Origin of the sequence: Paracoccus sp. UBA889 (assembly GCA_002294185.1) — a bacterium.
GTDB lineage: Bacteria > Pseudomonadota > Alphaproteobacteria > Rhodobacterales > Rhodobacteraceae > Paracoccus.
This window is the reverse complement of the sequence record DBFD01000073.1, coordinates 18043-33936: the sequence shown is the minus strand read 5'-3', so window position 1 is coordinate 33936 and position 15894 is coordinate 18043. Positions and strand designations below refer to the sequence as shown.

Below are 15894 nucleotides of genomic sequence, written 5' to 3'. Positions count from 1 at the left end.
GGTAACCCGTGGAAGGGACAGAATGCGCCACCGAATGATGAGATCCGCGAACTGGCTGAAAACGCGACTGTTGCGTGACGGCAAGCCCCGCGATCGCACGGGCCCCCTCAGCGTCCTGCTGATGCGGCTCGAAAATTTCGATGTTCTGACCGACCATCTGGGCAGGGCCGGAATCGGGCACCTGCTGGTCAGCATCTGCATGAGGCTGAACCGCGCGATGCGCCCGGAAGATCCGGTGCAGATCATCGCGCCCGGCGTCTTCGCGGTCGTCGTCTCCGACCGCTGCGAGATCGAGGCGATGCGAATCGCCAGCCGTTTGCAACGCGAGGTGCAGCGACCGGTCGCAGCATCGGGGCGGACCGTGGCCCCGGTTCTGACCGGGGTCATGGTCCATGCCAATGCCGACGCATCGGCCGAACTGGCCGACATGATCGAGGATGCGCGCCATCGTCTGGAGCGGTTGGATGCGGAAGGGCTGGGCAATCTGCGTCTTTACAGTCACGATCCGCAGCGGATCACCGACGCCATCCCCGCCTGCGTCGCGGATGCCGTGGCCGACGGTCAGATCATCGCCTATTTTCAGCCGCAATTGTGTTGCCACACCGGCAAGGTCACCGGTTTCGAGGCGCTGGCCCGCTGGAACCACCCGGTCCACGGGATCCTGCCCCCCGCAGCCTTCATGCCCAAGATGACCGAAGCGGATCACGCCGCGCTCACGCTGTCGATGCTGCGACAATCGCTGGCGGCGCTGCAGCGGTGGGATAGCGAAGGCCGCGATGTGCCGACGGTGGCGTTGAACATATCGAACTGCGAACTGGGCGACAGCGGTTTTGCGGCCAGCCTGTTGTGGGAACTGGATCGCCAGAACATTCCGACCAACCGGCTGGTGCTTGAACTTCTCGAAAGCGTGGGCCCCGTCACCGCGAACAGCGAGGCCCGCGCCAATCTGGAAATGCTGTCCAAGGCGGGCTGCCGGCTGGATCTGGATGATTTCGGCACCGGATATGCCAGCCTGGATGCAATCCGGCTGTTCGGCGTGCACAGGATCAAGATTGATCGCAGTTTCGTGATGGGCTGCGATATCGACCCCGGCCAACAGCGAATGATCCTTGCCATCCTGGCGCTGGCAGAACATCTGGGCGTCGCGACGCTGGCCGAAGGCGTCGAGACCTCCGAGGAACATGCCTTTCTTGCCCAGATGGGATGCGATCAGGTCCAGGGATATTCGATCGCGCGCCCCCTGCCCCTCGAGGAAGCCTGCGCTTTTCTCGACGATCACGCCCGCCGCGCCGAATCGATGCGCCTGATGCCGCCCCGGAAGGCGGGCTGACACCGCCGCGACCCGCGGGTGCGACGGCCTTCGCGGTCGGCTATCTTGACGGCCAGCCCCCCCCCGCGAAACGGACCGCGCAAAAGACGTCTGGCCCAATTCCGCTTGACCTTTGACGGCCCCTTCTGTTGAACCGGCGCGACTGACGCGATGACGGTGGACTTGGGACATGGACGACAACAACCGCAATCTGATCCTGGCGACGGTGCTGTCGTTTCTGGTGATCCTGATCTGGTACACGGTCTTCGCGCCCGAGCCCCCGGCACCGACAGAGCCCGCACAGCCCGTGGCCCAGCAGGGCACCGGCGCCCAGCCGGCGGCGCCCGAGGCGACGGGCGATGCGACAGCCACTGCCGATCTGTCGGCCCAAGCCGTGCCGGCTGCGGACAGGGCTGGCCGCGTCCAAATCGATTCACCCGCGCTCGCGGGTTCGATCTCGCTGGCCGGGGGCCGTATCGACGATCTGTCGCTGCTGAAATACCAGGAAACGCTGGATCCGTCCTCGCCCAATGTCCGTTTGCTGGCGCCGTCCTCGGCAACCGCCGATCCCCGCATCGACACGACCGGATCGAAACCTTATTACGCCGTCTATGGCTGGACGCCCGGCCCCGGCGTCGATCCCGCGTCGGTGCCCGGCCCATCGACAATCTGGACGCTCGAATCCGGCGACACGCTGGCACCCGGCAAGCCGGTGACACTGACATGGGACAACGGCGCGGGCCAGATCTTTCGCCGGACCTTCGAACTGGACGACAACTATCTCTTTACCGTCAGTCAGAGCGTCGAGAACAACGGAGAGGCCAGCTTCAGCGCCGCGCCCTACGGCATCATCGCCCGCCACGGCCGACCCGACACGCAGAATTACTTCGTCCTGCACGAAGGTGCGGTGGGGATGCGTGATGGCGAACTGGTCGAACTGAAATACAAGAATATCGCCGATCTGGCCCCGGTTGCCCGCGAGGGTCGTGCGGATGTGATCGACGTCAAGGACAATGGCTGGATCGGCTTTACCGACAAATACTGGATGACGACGCTGGCGCCCGCGCCCGGTCAATCCTTCACCGCGGTCGTAAAATACGCCGAAGGCGCCGACATCTATCAGACCGAGGCGCGCTATCCGATGCAGAATGTCCAGCCGGGCGCCAGCTATACCGCGCAGGGTTATCTCTTTGCGGGCGCCAAGGTCTGGGGGGTGATCAGCGCCTACGAAGATTCGCCCGGTATCCAGCGTTTTGTCGATTCCATCGACTGGGGCTGGTTCTATTTCCTGACCAAGCCGATCTTCCGCATCCTGCACTGGCTGAACGCGCAGATCGGCAACATGGGCTGGTCGATCATTGCGCTGACCTTCATCCTGAAGCTGCTGGTCTTCCCGCTGGCGCGCAAATCCTACATCTCGATGGCGAAGATGAAGGAATTGCAGCCACAGATGGAGGCGATCAAGGAACGCACCGGCGATGACCGGATGAAATACCAGAAAGAAGTGATGGAGCTTTACAAGTCCCAGAAGGTGAACCCCGCCGCGGGCTGCCTTCCGGTTCTGCTGCAGATTCCGATCTTCTTCTCGCTCTACAAGGTCATCTTCGTCACCATCGAATTGCGGCACGCGCCCTGGATCGGCTGGATTCGCGACCTGTCCGCGCCCGACCCCTCGAGCCTGCTGAACCTGTTCGGCATCTTGCCCTTCGCGCCGCCCGCACAGGGCACTCTGCTGCATTCGCTGTCGCTGCCGGCGCTGGCGATCATTCTGGGGATCAGCATGTGGATGCAGCAGCGGCTGAACCCGACCCCGGCCGACCCGTCGCAGAAGATGATCTTTGCGCTGATGCCCTGGGTCTTCATGTTCATGCTGGGCGGCTTTGCCTCGGGGCTGGTGCTGTACTGGATCACCAACAACACCATCACCATCATCCAGCAATACACGATCATGTCGATGCACGGGCACCGTCCCGATCTGTTCGGCAACATCAAGGCCTCGATCCCGAAACGTCCGAAACGCGACAGCAAATCCGGAAGCAAGGGCAAGTGAGCGCACGGCTGGCCCATATCCGCCGGCATCCGATCAAGTCGGTCGGCGGTGAAGGGCTGGACAAGGTGACCCTGCAAGCCGCGCGCCGGCTGCCCGGCGATCGCGAATGGGCTGTCGTCACCGAGGCCGGCGAACGCCATGCGCGGGCCAGCGAAAGCGGCGGTGCGCCGGATCGCTGGCTGCCGAAATCCTGCTTTGTCCGCGGCGTCTCATCGGCTGCGGTTCAGGCCATCGCGGGTGGCTGGCGGAATGGTCGCATCGCGCTGTCGCAACCGGCGCAGTCCGATCTGAGCTTCGATCCCGAAACGGAAGCGGACCGCCTGATCGAATGGCTGCGTCCGCTCTGGCCCGCCGACGCGCCGGCGCCGACCCGCCTGGTCAGGGGTGTCGCGATCTGGACCGACCAGAAGTGGCCCTGGCTGTCGATCCTGTCGCTTTCCAGCCTGTCGGCGCTGGAGGAAAGGATCGGCCATCCGCTGGGTCTTCACCGCTGGCGCGGCAATCTGTGGGTCGAGGGCTGGGCCCCCTTTGCCGAGCGCGAACTGATCGGCCGGATCATCCGCATCGGCGCGACCGAATTGCGGGTGACCGACACCATTGCCCGCTGCGACGCCACCAGCGCCGATACCCGGACCGGCGCGAGGGATCTGGATATGGTTGCGACGCTGGAACGCCTCTACGGGCACCACGATTTCGGGATCTTCGCCGAAGTCGTCACCGGCGGCGAGATCGCCATCGGCGACGGGGTTTCGGCATGAAGGTCGCCTTCCCCGTCGCGCCTCAGCCCGAAGCCGAGGCGGCCGAGGCGGCCCGGCTGCTGTTCGCGGGCCCCGTCGATTTTCTGAAAGGCGTCGTCGCCATGGACGGCCTGCCGCCCCCGGACCGGCCCGAGGTCTGCTTTGCCGGCCGTAGCAATGCCGGAAAATCAAGCCTCATCAATGCGCTGACCGGCCGCAAGGGACTGGCGCGGGCCTCGAACACGCCGGGACGCACGCAAGAGATCAATTATTTCACCCTGGGCGATCGGGCCTATCTGGTCGATCTTCCGGGCTATGGCTTTGCCAAGGCGCCTGTTGCTGTCGTGTCCAGATGGCAGGGCCTGCTGAAATCCTACCTGGCCGGGCGCCCCACCTTGCGCCGGGCCTTCTGTCTGATCGACGCGCGCCACGGCGTGAAGCCCGTCGATCACGAGATCATGACGTTGCTGGACAGATCAGCGGTGCCGTTTCAGGTCGTGTTGACCAAGGCTGACAAGCCCGGCCCGAATGCGATCAAGCCGGTGCTGGCGCAGGTCGAGGACGCGCTGCAAAAGCATCCGGCAGCCTTTCCGCAACTGGTGGTCACCTCTTCCGAAAAGGGCCAGGGAATCGCCACCCTGCGATCGATCATCGCCGCTCTGGACTGATCCTTGCCGGCGTCCTAGGCTCCGCGTCGTCGCATCGGGGGCCTTTGAGGGATGAAAAAGCAGAACATGAACCGGGACTGGATCGCCACAGCGCGCACGCTTTCCGAGGCTCTGCCTTACCTGCAACGCTATTCCGGCGCCGTGGTGGTGGTGAAATTTGGCGGAAACGCGATGGGCGACGACGAAGCGATGGCCGAATTCGCCCGCGACATCGTCCTGATGAAGCAGGTCGGCATGAACCCGATCGTCTGTCACGGCGGCGGACCGATGATCAACGACCTGCTGGCCCGCCTGGGTATCGAAAGCCGCTTCGTGCGCGGCAAGCGCGTCACCACCAAGGAAACCGTCGAAGTGGTCGAAATGGTGCTGTCGGGCCTGGTCAACAAGCGCATTGTGCAGGCAATCAATGATGCGGGCGGCCGCGCGGTGGGGATCAGCGGCAAGGATGACGACATGATGGTCTGCGAGGCGGACGACCCCGAACTGGGCTTTGTCGGCCGTCCGGTCGAGATGAACATCCAGATCATCCGCGATCTGTACAATGCCGGCATGATCCCGGTCTGCGCGCCGGTCGCCACGGGCATGGAGGATAACGAGACATTCAACGTCAATGGCGACACCGCGGCGGGTGCCATTGCCGGTGCGCTCAGGGCCGACCGCCTGCTGCTGCTGACCGATGTCGCGGGCGTCAAGGACCAGTCCGGCGAGGTCTTGACGCAACTTCACCCCGATCAGGTCCGCGAGATGATCGGCGATGGCCGGATCAGCGGCGGCATGATCCCCAAGACCGAAACCGCGCTGCAGGCGATCGACGAGGGCGTTCGTGCGGTGGTGATCCTAGACGGAAGGGTGCCCCATGCCTGCCTGCTGGAATTGTTCACCGAACATGGCGCGGGCAGCCTGATCCGCTCAACCGAGCCGCGAATCAAGGCACATGGATTGCGGCAGGGCGAGGATGGTCTGTGAGCCGAACCTGACGGCGCCGGCGGGGCTGATGATCGCGGGCTTTTGCCCCGACGACGCCGCGACGATCGTTCTGATCGCGCCCGAGGGCGCCGCGTTCTGGCGCCGCTTTACCCGATCCGCGGAATATGCCGATGGCAGGCCGCATCCGATGGATCGCTGGTCCAGGCGGATCATCGGGGCCTGGGCCGGGCGACTGGATGCGCAGGCGATCTTTCCCTCTGACGGGCCGCCCTATCCGCAATTCTTCGCCTGGGCGCTGGCCAGCGGTCGCTGCTGGTCATCGCCGGTCGGGATGCTGGTCCATGACGAAGCCGGCCTTCTCATCAGCTTTCGCGGCGCGCTGCGGGTGCCGGGGGGGCTTCTGCCCCTGCCCGCTGCCGCCACCAGCCCCTGCGAGGCCTGCCCGCAGCCCTGCCGCGACGCCTGCCCGGCCGGGGCATTCGACAACGGCTACATCACGGCCCGCTGCCACGATTTTCTCGACCAGCCCCAAGGGCGCGACTGCATGACCGGGGGCTGTCGTGTCAGACGTGCTTGCCCGATCAGCTTGGGCTGTGGCAGGCTGCGCCAGCAATCGGAATGGCATATGAGGCAGTTCCACCCATGACCCCACTTGGACATCGACGACTGATCCTCACCCGCCATGCAAAATCGGCATGGGACGATCCGGCTCTCAGCGATCACGACCGCCCGCTGAACGATCGTGGCCGCCGTTCGGCGCGCGAACTGGGCGACTGGATGGCAAGCCGCGGCCATGAGCCGGAAGAGGTCCTGTGTTCGTCGTCGCAACGCACGAAGGAAACCTGGGCCATGGTCGAGGGCGCCCCGCTGGAGGTGCGGCCGCTGCTGCGGATAGAACCCGGCCTTTATCATGCCAGCCCGGACAAGATGTTGACGATCCTGCGCACGGCCAGCCATCCCACGGTGATGATGCTGGGCCATAATCCCGGCATCGCGGAACTGGCCGCGCTGCTGCCCGCGCGGCCGCCGATGGACCCGGATTTCCGCCGCTATCCGACCTGCGCCACTCTGGTCGTCGATTTCCAGATCGACACATGGTCGCAGGCCGAACCCGGTCAGGGCAGCGTCATGGATTTCGTCCGCTTCGACGGCCGGGCCTGACCGCGGGCAGAGCCTTTCTGACCGTTCGATCATCTTGCCGGCCGGGCAGGTTGCCTCTGGCCGCCCGCGACCCAGACTGCCTATCGGGCCGCGATCAATGCCCCAGGATCTGGCTCAGGAACAGCTTGGTCCGCTCGGAGCGCGGATTGTTGAAGAAATCGTGGGGATTGTTCTGCTCGACGATCTGGCCCTGATCCATGAAGATCACCCGGTTCGCGACCGCCTGTGCAAAGCCCATCTCATGGGTCACGCACAGCATGGTCATCCCTTCCTCGGCCAGTTCGATCATCGTGTCCAGAACCTCCTTGATCATCTCGGGATCAAGTGCCGAGGTCGGCTCGTCGAACAGCATGATCTTGGGCTGCATGCAGAGCGAGCGCGCGATCGCCACCCGTTGCTGCTGGCCGCCCGACAACTGGCCGGGATATTTATACGCCTGTTCGGGAATCTTGACCTTTTCCAGAAAGGCCATGGCGGTGGATTCCGCCTGTTTGCGCGGCACCTTGCGCACCCAGATCGGAGCCAGGGTGCAGTTCTCCAGCACGGTCAGGTGCGGGAACAGGTTGAAATGCTGGAACACCATGCCGACTTCCGAGCGCACCTTGTCGATATTCTTGATGTCGCTGGTCAACTCGACGCCATCCACGGTGATATGGCCCGCCTGATGTTCTTCCAGGCGATTGATGCAGCGGATCAGCGTCGATTTGCCTGATCCGGAGGGGCCGGCGATGACGATCCGTTCGCCCTTGTGCACCGTCAGGTCGATGTCGCGCAGCACGTGGAAGGTTCCGAACCACTTGTTCATGTTGCGGATGTCGATGGCGATCTCGTCGCTGACCTTCATGTGGCTGCGGTTGATGTCGCGGTCAATGGCTTCGCTCATGGCGGGATCCTATCGGTGGTCGCGGGCAAGCCGGCGTTCAAGGAACATCGAATAGCGCGACATGCTGAAGCAGATGATGAAGAAGATGGCACCGACGAAGATGAACGGCTCCCAGTAGATGCCCTTCCAGGCGAAATTGGCACGGACGAAGTCGGAAATGCCCTTCAGCGGATCGAACAGGCCCACGAAGGTCACCAGCGTCGTGTCCTTGAACATGCCGATGAAGGTCGAGACGATCCCCGGGATCGAGATCTTCAGCGCCTGCGGCAGGATGATCAGCCGTTGCGCCTTCCAGTAATCCAGACCCAGGGCATCGGCCGCCTCGTATTGCCCCTTCGGCAAGGCGGCCAGACCGCCCCTGATCACCTCGGCCATGTAGGCCGCGGCAAACAGCGTGACCATGATGATGACCCGCAGGATGATGTCGAAATTCGTGCCCGGCGGCAGGAAATAGTTCAGCAGCAAGGAGGCCACGAACAGAAGCGAGATCAGCGGCACGCCCCGAATGAATTCGATGAACATCACCGAAAGGGATTTCACCAGGAACATGTCCGACCGGCGCGCAAGCGCCAGCATGATTCCCATGGGCAGCGACAGCGCGATTCCGGCGATCCCGATGGTGATGGCCAGAAGGAAACCGCCGAACTGGTCCGAGGCGACCGGCGTGATCGCCAGCGGAAGCAGGTTCTGCAGATCCTCGGCGGCCCGTCCGGCGAAGCCGATCCACCAGACCAGCGCGACGATGATCGCCGCCGCTGCCGCAAGCAGCGGCAAAAGCCGGGCGACCACGACCCATGCCAGCGCCCCGAGGCCGAAACTGGCCAGCACCATCAGCGGCCCCCAAAGGCTGCCGCCCCACAGAAGCCAGACGCCCAGAAACGGATAGAGCGCCGAGAAGATCAGCAGCCGGGTCGGCTGCCGTTCGGCCACGGCGATGGCGCCGATCATCGCGGTGGCGGCCAGGATCAGCGCCGGTGTGGGGATGCCAAGCGCCAGCGCCAGGATCAGTGTCGCCGTCGCGCTGACGATCAGCACGATGCGGCGGATGATGCGCGATTCCGAAAACAGGATCGGTGCCAGAGCCACCATCAGCAGGCCGAAGGCCAGAAGCGGACGCCAGTAAAGCTCGGGCGGATAGAAGCCGAACATGTATTGATGCCAGCGTTCCCGGATTACCGCGAAACAGGCGCCCGACGCGCCCTCGCCCCAGGTTCGGGCGATGATCTCGCGGCATTGCGCCAGGCTGTCGGCGCGCCAGACGGAATGGGCGAACCAGGGCCAGAAATGGCTGACGATGAACCAGATGATCGCGATACCCAGCAGCGTCAGAATCGTGTTGACCGGGCCCGAGAACAGATTCTGTCGCAGCCATCTGACTGCGCCGGCCTCGCGGATGGGCGGCGGCGCGGGCGGCAGCATGGTCTCGCGAACGAAGGGAACGGTTTCGGCGTGCATCTCGCTCATGTCAACGCTCCTTCAGCTTCACGCGGGAATTGAAGACGTTCATCCCGGCCGAGATGATCAGGCTGAGCAGCAAGTAGATCAGCATCATCAGCAAGATGGATTCCAGCTCTCGCCCGGTCTGGTTCAGCGTCGTCCCGCCCAGCGTGCCGCGCAGATCCATGTAGCCCACGGCGATGGCCAGCGAGCTGTTCTTCATCAGGTTCAGATATTGCGAGATCAGCGGCGGGATGATCACCCGCAGCGCCTGCGGCAGGATCACCAGGTTCATGGTCCGGTTCGGCCGCAGGCCAAGCGCGAAGGCCGCCTCGCTTTGACCCTTGTTCACGGCCAGGATGCCCGCGCGCACGATCTCGGCGATGAAGGCGCCGGTATAGAGGGTCAGCGCCAGCCACAATGCGACCAGCGCGTTCTGGACGTTCAGCCCGCCGGTAAAGTTGAAACCCTTCAACTCCGGTGGCAGCAGATGCAGGCCGAAGAACCAGATCAGCAGCAGCGAGGGCACGACCATCACGCCGAGATTGATCCACCAGGTGGTCGGACGGCGGCCGGTCCGGTCCTGCGTGACCTGCGCCCATGCCAGGATCGCGCGGCGCAGGAACCAGCCCGCGATCAGGGCGGCGGCGAAGGCGATCGTGGCCCAGCTGATGGTCACGCGCGCGCCCAGATCCAGACTGCCCGGATCGTTGGTCATGCCCAGTCCGGGAATGGCGGTATAGCGGTTGGTCAGGGCGACATTGTCGAACAGGATCTTCGACCAGGCCGGATTCTCGCCGCGATAGGCATTGGGCGCCGGCATGATCTCGGTGAAAAGCGCGTAGATGATCAGGATCCACAGCAGCAGGGGAATGTTGCGGAACATCTCGACATAGATGGTCATCAGCCGGGCGAACAGCCAGTTGTTCGACAAGCGCGCCACACCCACCCCGACGCCCAGGATGGTCGCCGCGACGCAGCCGAGGACCGAGACGATGATCGTGTTCAGCAGCCCGACAATGGCCGCACGCAGATGCGTGTCATCCGACGTATAGGGGATCGGGGTCTGCGGGATGTCGTAGCCCGCGCGCTGGAACAGGAAGCCGAAATCGAAATCCTTGCCCAGGGCGCGCAGGTTCTGGATCGTGTTGTTGATCAGCCACCATCCTAGCGCCATCACCAGAATGAAGACGATCACCTGGAAGGTCATCGACCGATAGCGCCGGTCATAGATCAGCATGTTCAGTCGGAACGGCGGATTCGCCGGTGCCGAAACATCCGTCATGGCTTTACCCCTGCATCCGGTCCTGCAGCTTTCGTGCCGCTTCTGGCCGACCGGCTTGTCGTTGTTCTTGAAGCCATCGGGGGCGCCATGGCGCCCCCGACAAGATTGTCTCGTCCGATCAGCGGAACGGCGGGGCGTACATCAGCCCGCCCTGGGTCCATTGCGCATTCAGACCTCGCGCCAGCCCGATCGGAGTCTGTTCACCGATATTGGCCGCAAAGATCTCGCCATAATTGCCGCTGGCCTGGATGGCGCGCTTGGCCCATTCCTTGTCCAGTCCGATCATCGCGCCAAGATCGTCGGTCACGCCCAGCAGACGCTGCACCTCCGGGTTCTGCGAGGATTTCACCAGCTCGTCGATATTCTTCGAGGTGACGCCGTATTCCTCGGCCGCGACCAGCGCGTAGAAGGACCAGCGCACGATATCGGCCCACAGATCGTCGCCCTGGCGCACGGCGGGGCCCAGCGGCTCTTTCGAGATGATCTCGGGCAGGATGACGTGGTTTTCGGGATTGGCAAAGGCCGCGCGGGTGGCGGCAAGACCCGATGCGTCGGTCGTATAGGCATCGCAGGCGCCGGCCATGTATTGCTGCTCGCCCTCGGCGTTGCTGTCGATGTTGACCGGCTGATAGCTCATGTTGTTGGCCTTGAAGTAATCGGCCAGGTTCAGTTCGGTCGTGGTGCCGGTCTGGATGCAGATGGTAGCACCGTCCAGTTCCTTGGCACTGGTCACGCCCAGATCCTTGGGCACCATGAAGCCCTGACCGTCGTAATAGTTCACGGCCACGAAATCCAGCTTCAGGTCGGTGTCGCGCGAGAAGGTCCAGGTCGAGTTGCGGGCCAGCAGATCGACCTCGCCCGATGACAGCGCGGTAAAGCGGGTCTGCCCGGTCGTCGGCACATACTTGACCTTCGAGGGATCGCCAAGCACCGAGGCCGCGACGGCCTTGCACACCGCGATGTCGAAGCCGGCCCAGTTGCCGTTCGCATCCGGCGCCGCGAAGCCCACGAGACCGGTATTGACGCCGCAGATCAGTTCGCCGCGCGCCTTCACATCGGCCAGCGTGTCGGCCATGCCGACCCCGGCACTCAGCGTGACCGCGGCAACCGAGCCGAGAAATAGGGATTTCTTCATCTTGTCCTCTCTGTTGATGCCTTCCGTGCCATTCTCGGCCGGTCGGCTGTTGGAGCCGCCGAGGCAGCCCGCATTCCCACCGGGCCGGTCGGATGAACGGCCCATGATGGGCGGTATTGTGCCGATCAACGCTAACAGGTCAAGCGGATCGCAAGGTGACGCAGCGGCTTTCAACCGGCGCGAGACAGCCACCACAGCCGCTCGGCGTCGATCAATGCGCATCGTCGCGACCGCGCGGCTTGCGCGGCCTCGTCATCCTTGCCCCAGCGGCTGATCTGAAAATCCTCGTCGATGCGCGACAGGCGATGCGCCGTCTCGCCGTCGATCCTGCCCCGGATCACCGCCAGCCCCAGGATCAGCGATCCCGGCAGCGTCACGAGATCGTGCAATGCCGTCAGCCCGAACAGGTCCAGCCCGATCACGACCTGATGCAGGCGCGCCAGAACCTCGGGATCCTGCGGCACCGGGATCACGCCATGGGTGATCCGAAGCGGCGCGCGCAACGCGGTTGCCGCCCAGTCGATCAGCGGATCCCAGCCCTCGGCCTGCAATCCGATCAGTTCCTCGGGCTGGTCGGCGCGATAGGACAAGAGGTCAGTGCCCCCGTAATCGGCCAGCATCCCCGCCACCGCAGCAAATTGCGGCAGAACCTTCTCGATGGCGGAATTGGCCGCGCGGGTCAGCGGCATCGTCGCGGGGTCGATCAAATCCTTCTGCGCGTCCCATTCGGCAGCAATGGCGCCGGCCAGCGCGCTGGTCGGCAGGATCAGGGGTTGCTTGCCGGGCGTCCGGAGCAGGCGGTCGTCCAGCGCGACCTGCCATCCCGCGGCGTCGGGCCGGATCGCCGCGGCCTGCCAGAAGCGGCGTGCCTTCCATTCGCTCATGCCGCGGCCCAAGCCTCGATCGCCCGGGTCAGCGCGGCGAAATCGGCGGCGACCAGCGCGGCCCCCGATGCCACCAGTCCCTCTGGTCCGTGATACCCCCAGGAGACCCCGTAGCCCATCATCCCGGCCGCACGCGCCATTTCGATATCGAAACTGGTATCGCCGACCATGATCGCGGCCTCGGCGCCGACACCGGCCTCGGCCAGCGCGGCCTGCACCATCTGGGGCGCGGGTTTCGAGGGATGATGATCGGCTGTCTGCAAGCTGACGAAACGGCCGTGCAAGCCATGTGCCTCGATCATCGCGTCAAGTCCCCGCCGGGATTTTCCGGTCGCCACCGCCAGCAGCAGATCACCGCGGCCGGAGAGATGGTCCAGGCATTCGCGCGCGCCCTCGTAGAGTGGCGCAGCCTGTGCGATCCGCGCCTTCAGGAAGGCTTCGCGATAACCTTGCACGATGCGCGCCCGGACATGAGGATCGCCATCCGGGACAAGCCGCGCCACCGCCTCGGGCAACGACAGGCCGACGATCTGCAACACCTCTTCGCGCGGCAGAGGGGGGCGACCGACGCCCTCGAAGGCCAGGCTCATCGCGCCGTGGATATGATGCTGACTGTCGATCAACGTGCCATCGACATCGAAGACGACCAGTTTCATTCCGCCTCCGCGAAGGGATCCTCGGGGACATCGCTCTCGTGCCAGCCAAGGCTTTTCCAGGTGCGTTTCATGTGATCGGGCAACGGCGCGGTCAGGATGAGGCGCTTTCCGGTGACCGGATGGTCGAAAGACAGGGACCGGGCATGAAGATGCAGCTTGCGGCTGATCTCTCCGCCCAGTTGCGCCCCCCAGCCGTCGCCCAGATTTTCCTGGCCCGAGCCGCCATATTTGCCGTCGCCGACGATCGGGTGGCCCAGTTCGGCCATATGCGCGCGCAGTTGATGGGTGCGCCCGGTGATCGGCACCAGCGCGCACCAGCTTGCCCGGCTCGCCAGCGCGTCCAGAACGGCATAATCGGTCGTCGCCCGCTTCGCGCCTTCGGTGCTGTCGATGTCGCGCGGATGGACGGCGATCATCTTTTCGCCCTCGCCGCCGCGCCCGTGACCCGGAGCCTTGACCAGCCCGTAGCGGATCGTGCCCATGCGCGGCTGCGGCACGCCGGCGACCACGGCCCAGTAGATCTTGCGTGTGGCGCGTGACCGGAACGCCTCGGACAGCGCGCGGGCGACGCGGTCGGTGCGAGCCAGCAACAGGATGCCCGACGTGTCCTTGTCCAGCCGGTGCACCAGCTTGGGTCGGTCCTTGTAGCCGAATGTCAGCGCCTCGGCCAGACCGTCCACATGCCGGTCGCCCTGCCCGCTGCCACCCTGGCTGGGCAGTCCCGGCGGCTTGTTCAGGGCGATGATGTGATCGTCCCTCCACAGCACGGCGGCCTGGATCATGCGCTGATCTGATTCGGGAATGCGCGGCGCATCGGCCCGTGGCGCCGGCCTGGCATCGGGAAGGGGCGGCACACGCACCTCCTGCCCGGCCTCGATCCGGCTGGCGGCCTTGACCCGGCCGCCATCGAGGCGCAACTGGCCGGTGCGGCACATCTTTTCCACCGCACCCTGGGTCAGTTGCGGAAATTTCTTCTTCAGCCAGCGGTCAAGGCGCTGGTCGCCCTCGTCCCGGCCGACGCGCAGGGTCTGCACGCCGCTCATGCGAAAAAGCCCCGTCCGACGACAAGGCCCGCAATCACCGCCGCCAGCGACAGCACGACCGAGACAAGGACATAGACGATCATGCCCGCCGCCTGCCCGCGTTCCCACAGCGTCAGCGCGTCCAGCGAGAAGGCCGAAAAGGTGGTGAACCCGCCCAGAAAGCCGGTCAGCAGAAGCGGCGCATAATGGTTGCCGAACCGCTGCGCCAGCGCGATGGTCAGAATGCCCATGGCGAAGCTGCCAACGACGTTGACGACGCCCGTCGCCACCGGGAAACCCGGCCCGTGCCAGGCAATCGCACGATAGACCGAATAGCGGGCGGTCGCGCCCGCAGCGCCGCCAAGGGCCACCTGAAGGAAGGGATTCATCATCGCGCCCTCCTGTGCCGGAAGCCGCCCAAAGTCAACCGCCGCGCTTCAGCCGCTGGGCGACGAACCAGTCCAGCCGCTTCTTCAGATCGCGCTCGAATCCGCGTTCGACCGGAACATAGAGAACCGGCCGTTTCATGCCCTCGGGGAAATAGTTCTGGCCGCTGAACCCGTCCTCGGCATCGTGGTCATAGGCATAGCCGGCGCCATAGCCCTGTTCCTTCATCATCGCTGTCGGCGCGTTCAGGATATGGGCGGGCGGCATCAGACTGCCGGTTCGCCTGGCCTCGGCCCTCGCGGCCTTGTAGGCGCCGTATCCGGCATTGGATTTCGGCGCCAGCGCCAGATAGATCACCGCCTGCGCCAGCGCCAGTTCGCCCTCGGGACTGCCCAGCCGTTCGAAAAGAGCCCATGCGTCGAGGCAGTGACGCTGTGCAGCCGGATCGGCCAGCCCGATATCCTCGATCGCCATGCGGGTGATGCGGCGGGCCAGATAGCGCGGATCCTCGCCGCCCTCCAGCATCCGCGCCAGCCAGTAGAGCGCGGCATCCGGATCGCTGCCGCGAACGGATTTGTGCAGGGCCGAAATCAGGTTGAAATGTTCATCGCCCGACTTGTCGTATTTCGCCGCGCGCTTCATCAGCCGTTTGGCCATGGCCTGGGCATCGACGGGCGCGGCGGTCTTCCACGCGGCCACCTGTTCGACCAGGTTCAGCGCCGCACGGCCATCGCCATCGGCCATGTCCAGCAGGGCCTCGCGCGCCTGCGCGGTCAGCGGCAGCTTGCGGCCCAGTTCCGCCTCGGCCCGCTGCGTCAGCCGTTCCAGATCGGCCTGGCCCAGCCGTTCCAGAACGATCACCTGCGCGCGAGACATGAGCGCGGCGTTGAGTTCGAAAGACGGGTTTTCGGTCGTGGCGCCGACCAGAAGGATCGTGCCGTCCTCCATGTGCGGCAGAAAGCTGTCCTGCTGCGCCTTGTTGAAGCGGTGGATTTCATCCACGAACAGCAATGTGCCGCGCCCCTGCTGCCGGCGCAGCTTGGCCGCCTCGAAGACCTTGCGCAGTTCCGGAACGCCCGAAAAGATGGCGCTGATCTGGACGAAGGCCAGATCGGTTTCGTCGGCAAGAAGCCGCGCGATGGTGGTCTTGCCCACGCCAGGCGGCCCCCAGAGGATCAGCGAGGACAGGCTGCCCGCTTCCAGCATCGAACCCAATGGCCCTTCCGGCGCCAGAACCTTGTCCTGGCCGATCACATCCTCCATGCGCACCGGGCGGATGCGATCGGCCAAAGGTCTTGCCGCCGGCGATTGCGGCGGCTCGGCGGTTGCGGGCGTGTCGAAAAGGTCGGCCAT

At 64.7% G+C, this 15894-nt stretch carries 16 protein-coding genes; 7 read left to right on the top strand and 9 right to left on the bottom strand.

What is annotated here, in order from left to right:
* The first annotated feature begins 34 nt into the window (after positions 1–34).
* From B4L36_RS14380 to B4L36_RS14350, 7 genes are all read left to right on the top strand, one after another.
* Positions 35–1330 carry a GGDEF domain-containing phosphodiesterase gene (locus tag B4L36_RS14380; protein WP_292958566.1) on the top strand — a complete coding sequence of 432 codons (1296 nt, stop codon included), beginning with the start codon at positions 35–37 and terminating at the stop codon, positions 1328–1330.
* 169 nt (positions 1331–1499) lie between these two features.
* Positions 1500–3359 (top strand): membrane protein insertase YidC, encoded by a 1860-nt coding sequence (gene yidC / locus B4L36_RS14375; RefSeq protein ID WP_292958564.1) that lies wholly within the window; start codon positions 1500–1502, stop codon positions 3357–3359.
* A complete protein-coding gene (locus tag B4L36_RS14370; RefSeq protein ID WP_292958562.1) occupies positions 3356–4117 on the top strand; it encodes an MOSC domain-containing protein in 762 nt (253 codons plus the stop codon). The genes yidC and B4L36_RS14370 overlap by 4 nt, the downstream gene beginning before the upstream one ends.
* Entirely contained in the window at positions 4114–4764 is a 651-nt protein-coding gene (gene yihA, locus B4L36_RS14365) for a ribosome biogenesis GTP-binding protein YihA/YsxC (protein WP_292958560.1), read from the top strand. The genes B4L36_RS14370 and yihA overlap by 4 nt, the downstream gene beginning before the upstream one ends.
* Positions 4765–4830: 66 nt before the next feature.
* Complete coding sequence (gene argB, locus B4L36_RS14360) at positions 4831–5730, top strand: acetylglutamate kinase (RefSeq protein ID WP_292958664.1); 900 nt, start codon at positions 4831–4833, stop codon at positions 5728–5730.
* On the top strand, positions 5720–6337 hold the full coding sequence (locus B4L36_RS14355; RefSeq protein ID WP_292958558.1) for a ferredoxin: 618 nt from the start codon (positions 5720–5722) through the stop codon (positions 6335–6337). Before argB ends, B4L36_RS14355 begins: the two co-directional genes overlap by 11 nt.
* Positions 6334–6852: a SixA phosphatase family protein gene (locus tag B4L36_RS14350; protein ID WP_292958556.1), complete on the top strand. Its 519-nt coding sequence runs from the start codon at positions 6334–6336 to the stop codon at positions 6850–6852. Before B4L36_RS14355 ends, B4L36_RS14350 begins: the two co-directional genes overlap by 4 nt.
* 94 nt (positions 6853–6946) lie before the next feature.
* Here the strand turns inward: B4L36_RS14350 and B4L36_RS14345 are convergent, their stop codons facing one another.
* From B4L36_RS14345 to B4L36_RS14305, 9 genes are all read right to left on the bottom strand, one after another.
* Positions 6947–7735, bottom strand: a complete 789-nt coding sequence (locus tag B4L36_RS14345) for an amino acid ABC transporter ATP-binding protein (protein WP_292958554.1) — start codon at positions 7733–7735, stop codon at positions 6947–6949.
* Positions 7736–7744: 9 nt separating this feature from the next.
* Positions 7745–9199 (bottom strand): amino acid ABC transporter permease, encoded by a 1455-nt coding sequence (locus B4L36_RS14340; protein WP_292958552.1) that lies wholly within the window; start codon positions 9197–9199, stop codon positions 7745–7747.
* A 1-nt stretch (position 9200) separates the two neighbouring features.
* The gene (locus tag B4L36_RS14335) at positions 9201–10457 is read right to left on the bottom strand and encodes an amino acid ABC transporter permease (RefSeq protein ID WP_292958550.1); all 1257 of its coding nucleotides are present in this window, start codon (positions 10455–10457) and stop codon (positions 9201–9203) included.
* 118 nt (positions 10458–10575) lie between these two features.
* Complete coding sequence (locus B4L36_RS14330; protein WP_292958548.1) at positions 10576–11592, bottom strand: amino acid ABC transporter substrate-binding protein; 1017 nt, start codon at positions 11590–11592, stop codon at positions 10576–10578.
* A gap of 170 nt (positions 11593–11762) precedes the next feature.
* Entirely contained in the window at positions 11763–12476 is a 714-nt protein-coding gene (locus B4L36_RS14325; RefSeq protein WP_292958546.1) for an ATP12 family chaperone protein, read from the bottom strand.
* The gene (locus B4L36_RS14320; RefSeq protein WP_292958544.1) at positions 12473–13132 is read right to left on the bottom strand and encodes an HAD-IA family hydrolase; all 660 of its coding nucleotides are present in this window, start codon (positions 13130–13132) and stop codon (positions 12473–12475) included. Before B4L36_RS14320 ends, B4L36_RS14325 begins: the two co-directional genes overlap by 4 nt.
* Entirely contained in the window at positions 13129–14175 is a 1047-nt protein-coding gene (locus B4L36_RS14315; RefSeq protein WP_292958542.1) for an RluA family pseudouridine synthase, read from the bottom strand. The genes B4L36_RS14320 and B4L36_RS14315 overlap by 4 nt, the downstream gene beginning before the upstream one ends.
* Positions 14172–14546, bottom strand: a complete 375-nt coding sequence (gene crcB, locus B4L36_RS14310; protein ID WP_292958540.1) for a fluoride efflux transporter CrcB — start codon at positions 14544–14546, stop codon at positions 14172–14174. The genes B4L36_RS14315 and crcB overlap by 4 nt, the downstream gene beginning before the upstream one ends.
* 31 nt (positions 14547–14577) lie before the next feature.
* On the bottom strand, positions 14578–15894 hold the full coding sequence (locus tag B4L36_RS14305) for a replication-associated recombination protein A (protein WP_292958538.1): 1317 nt from the start codon (positions 15892–15894) through the stop codon (positions 14578–14580).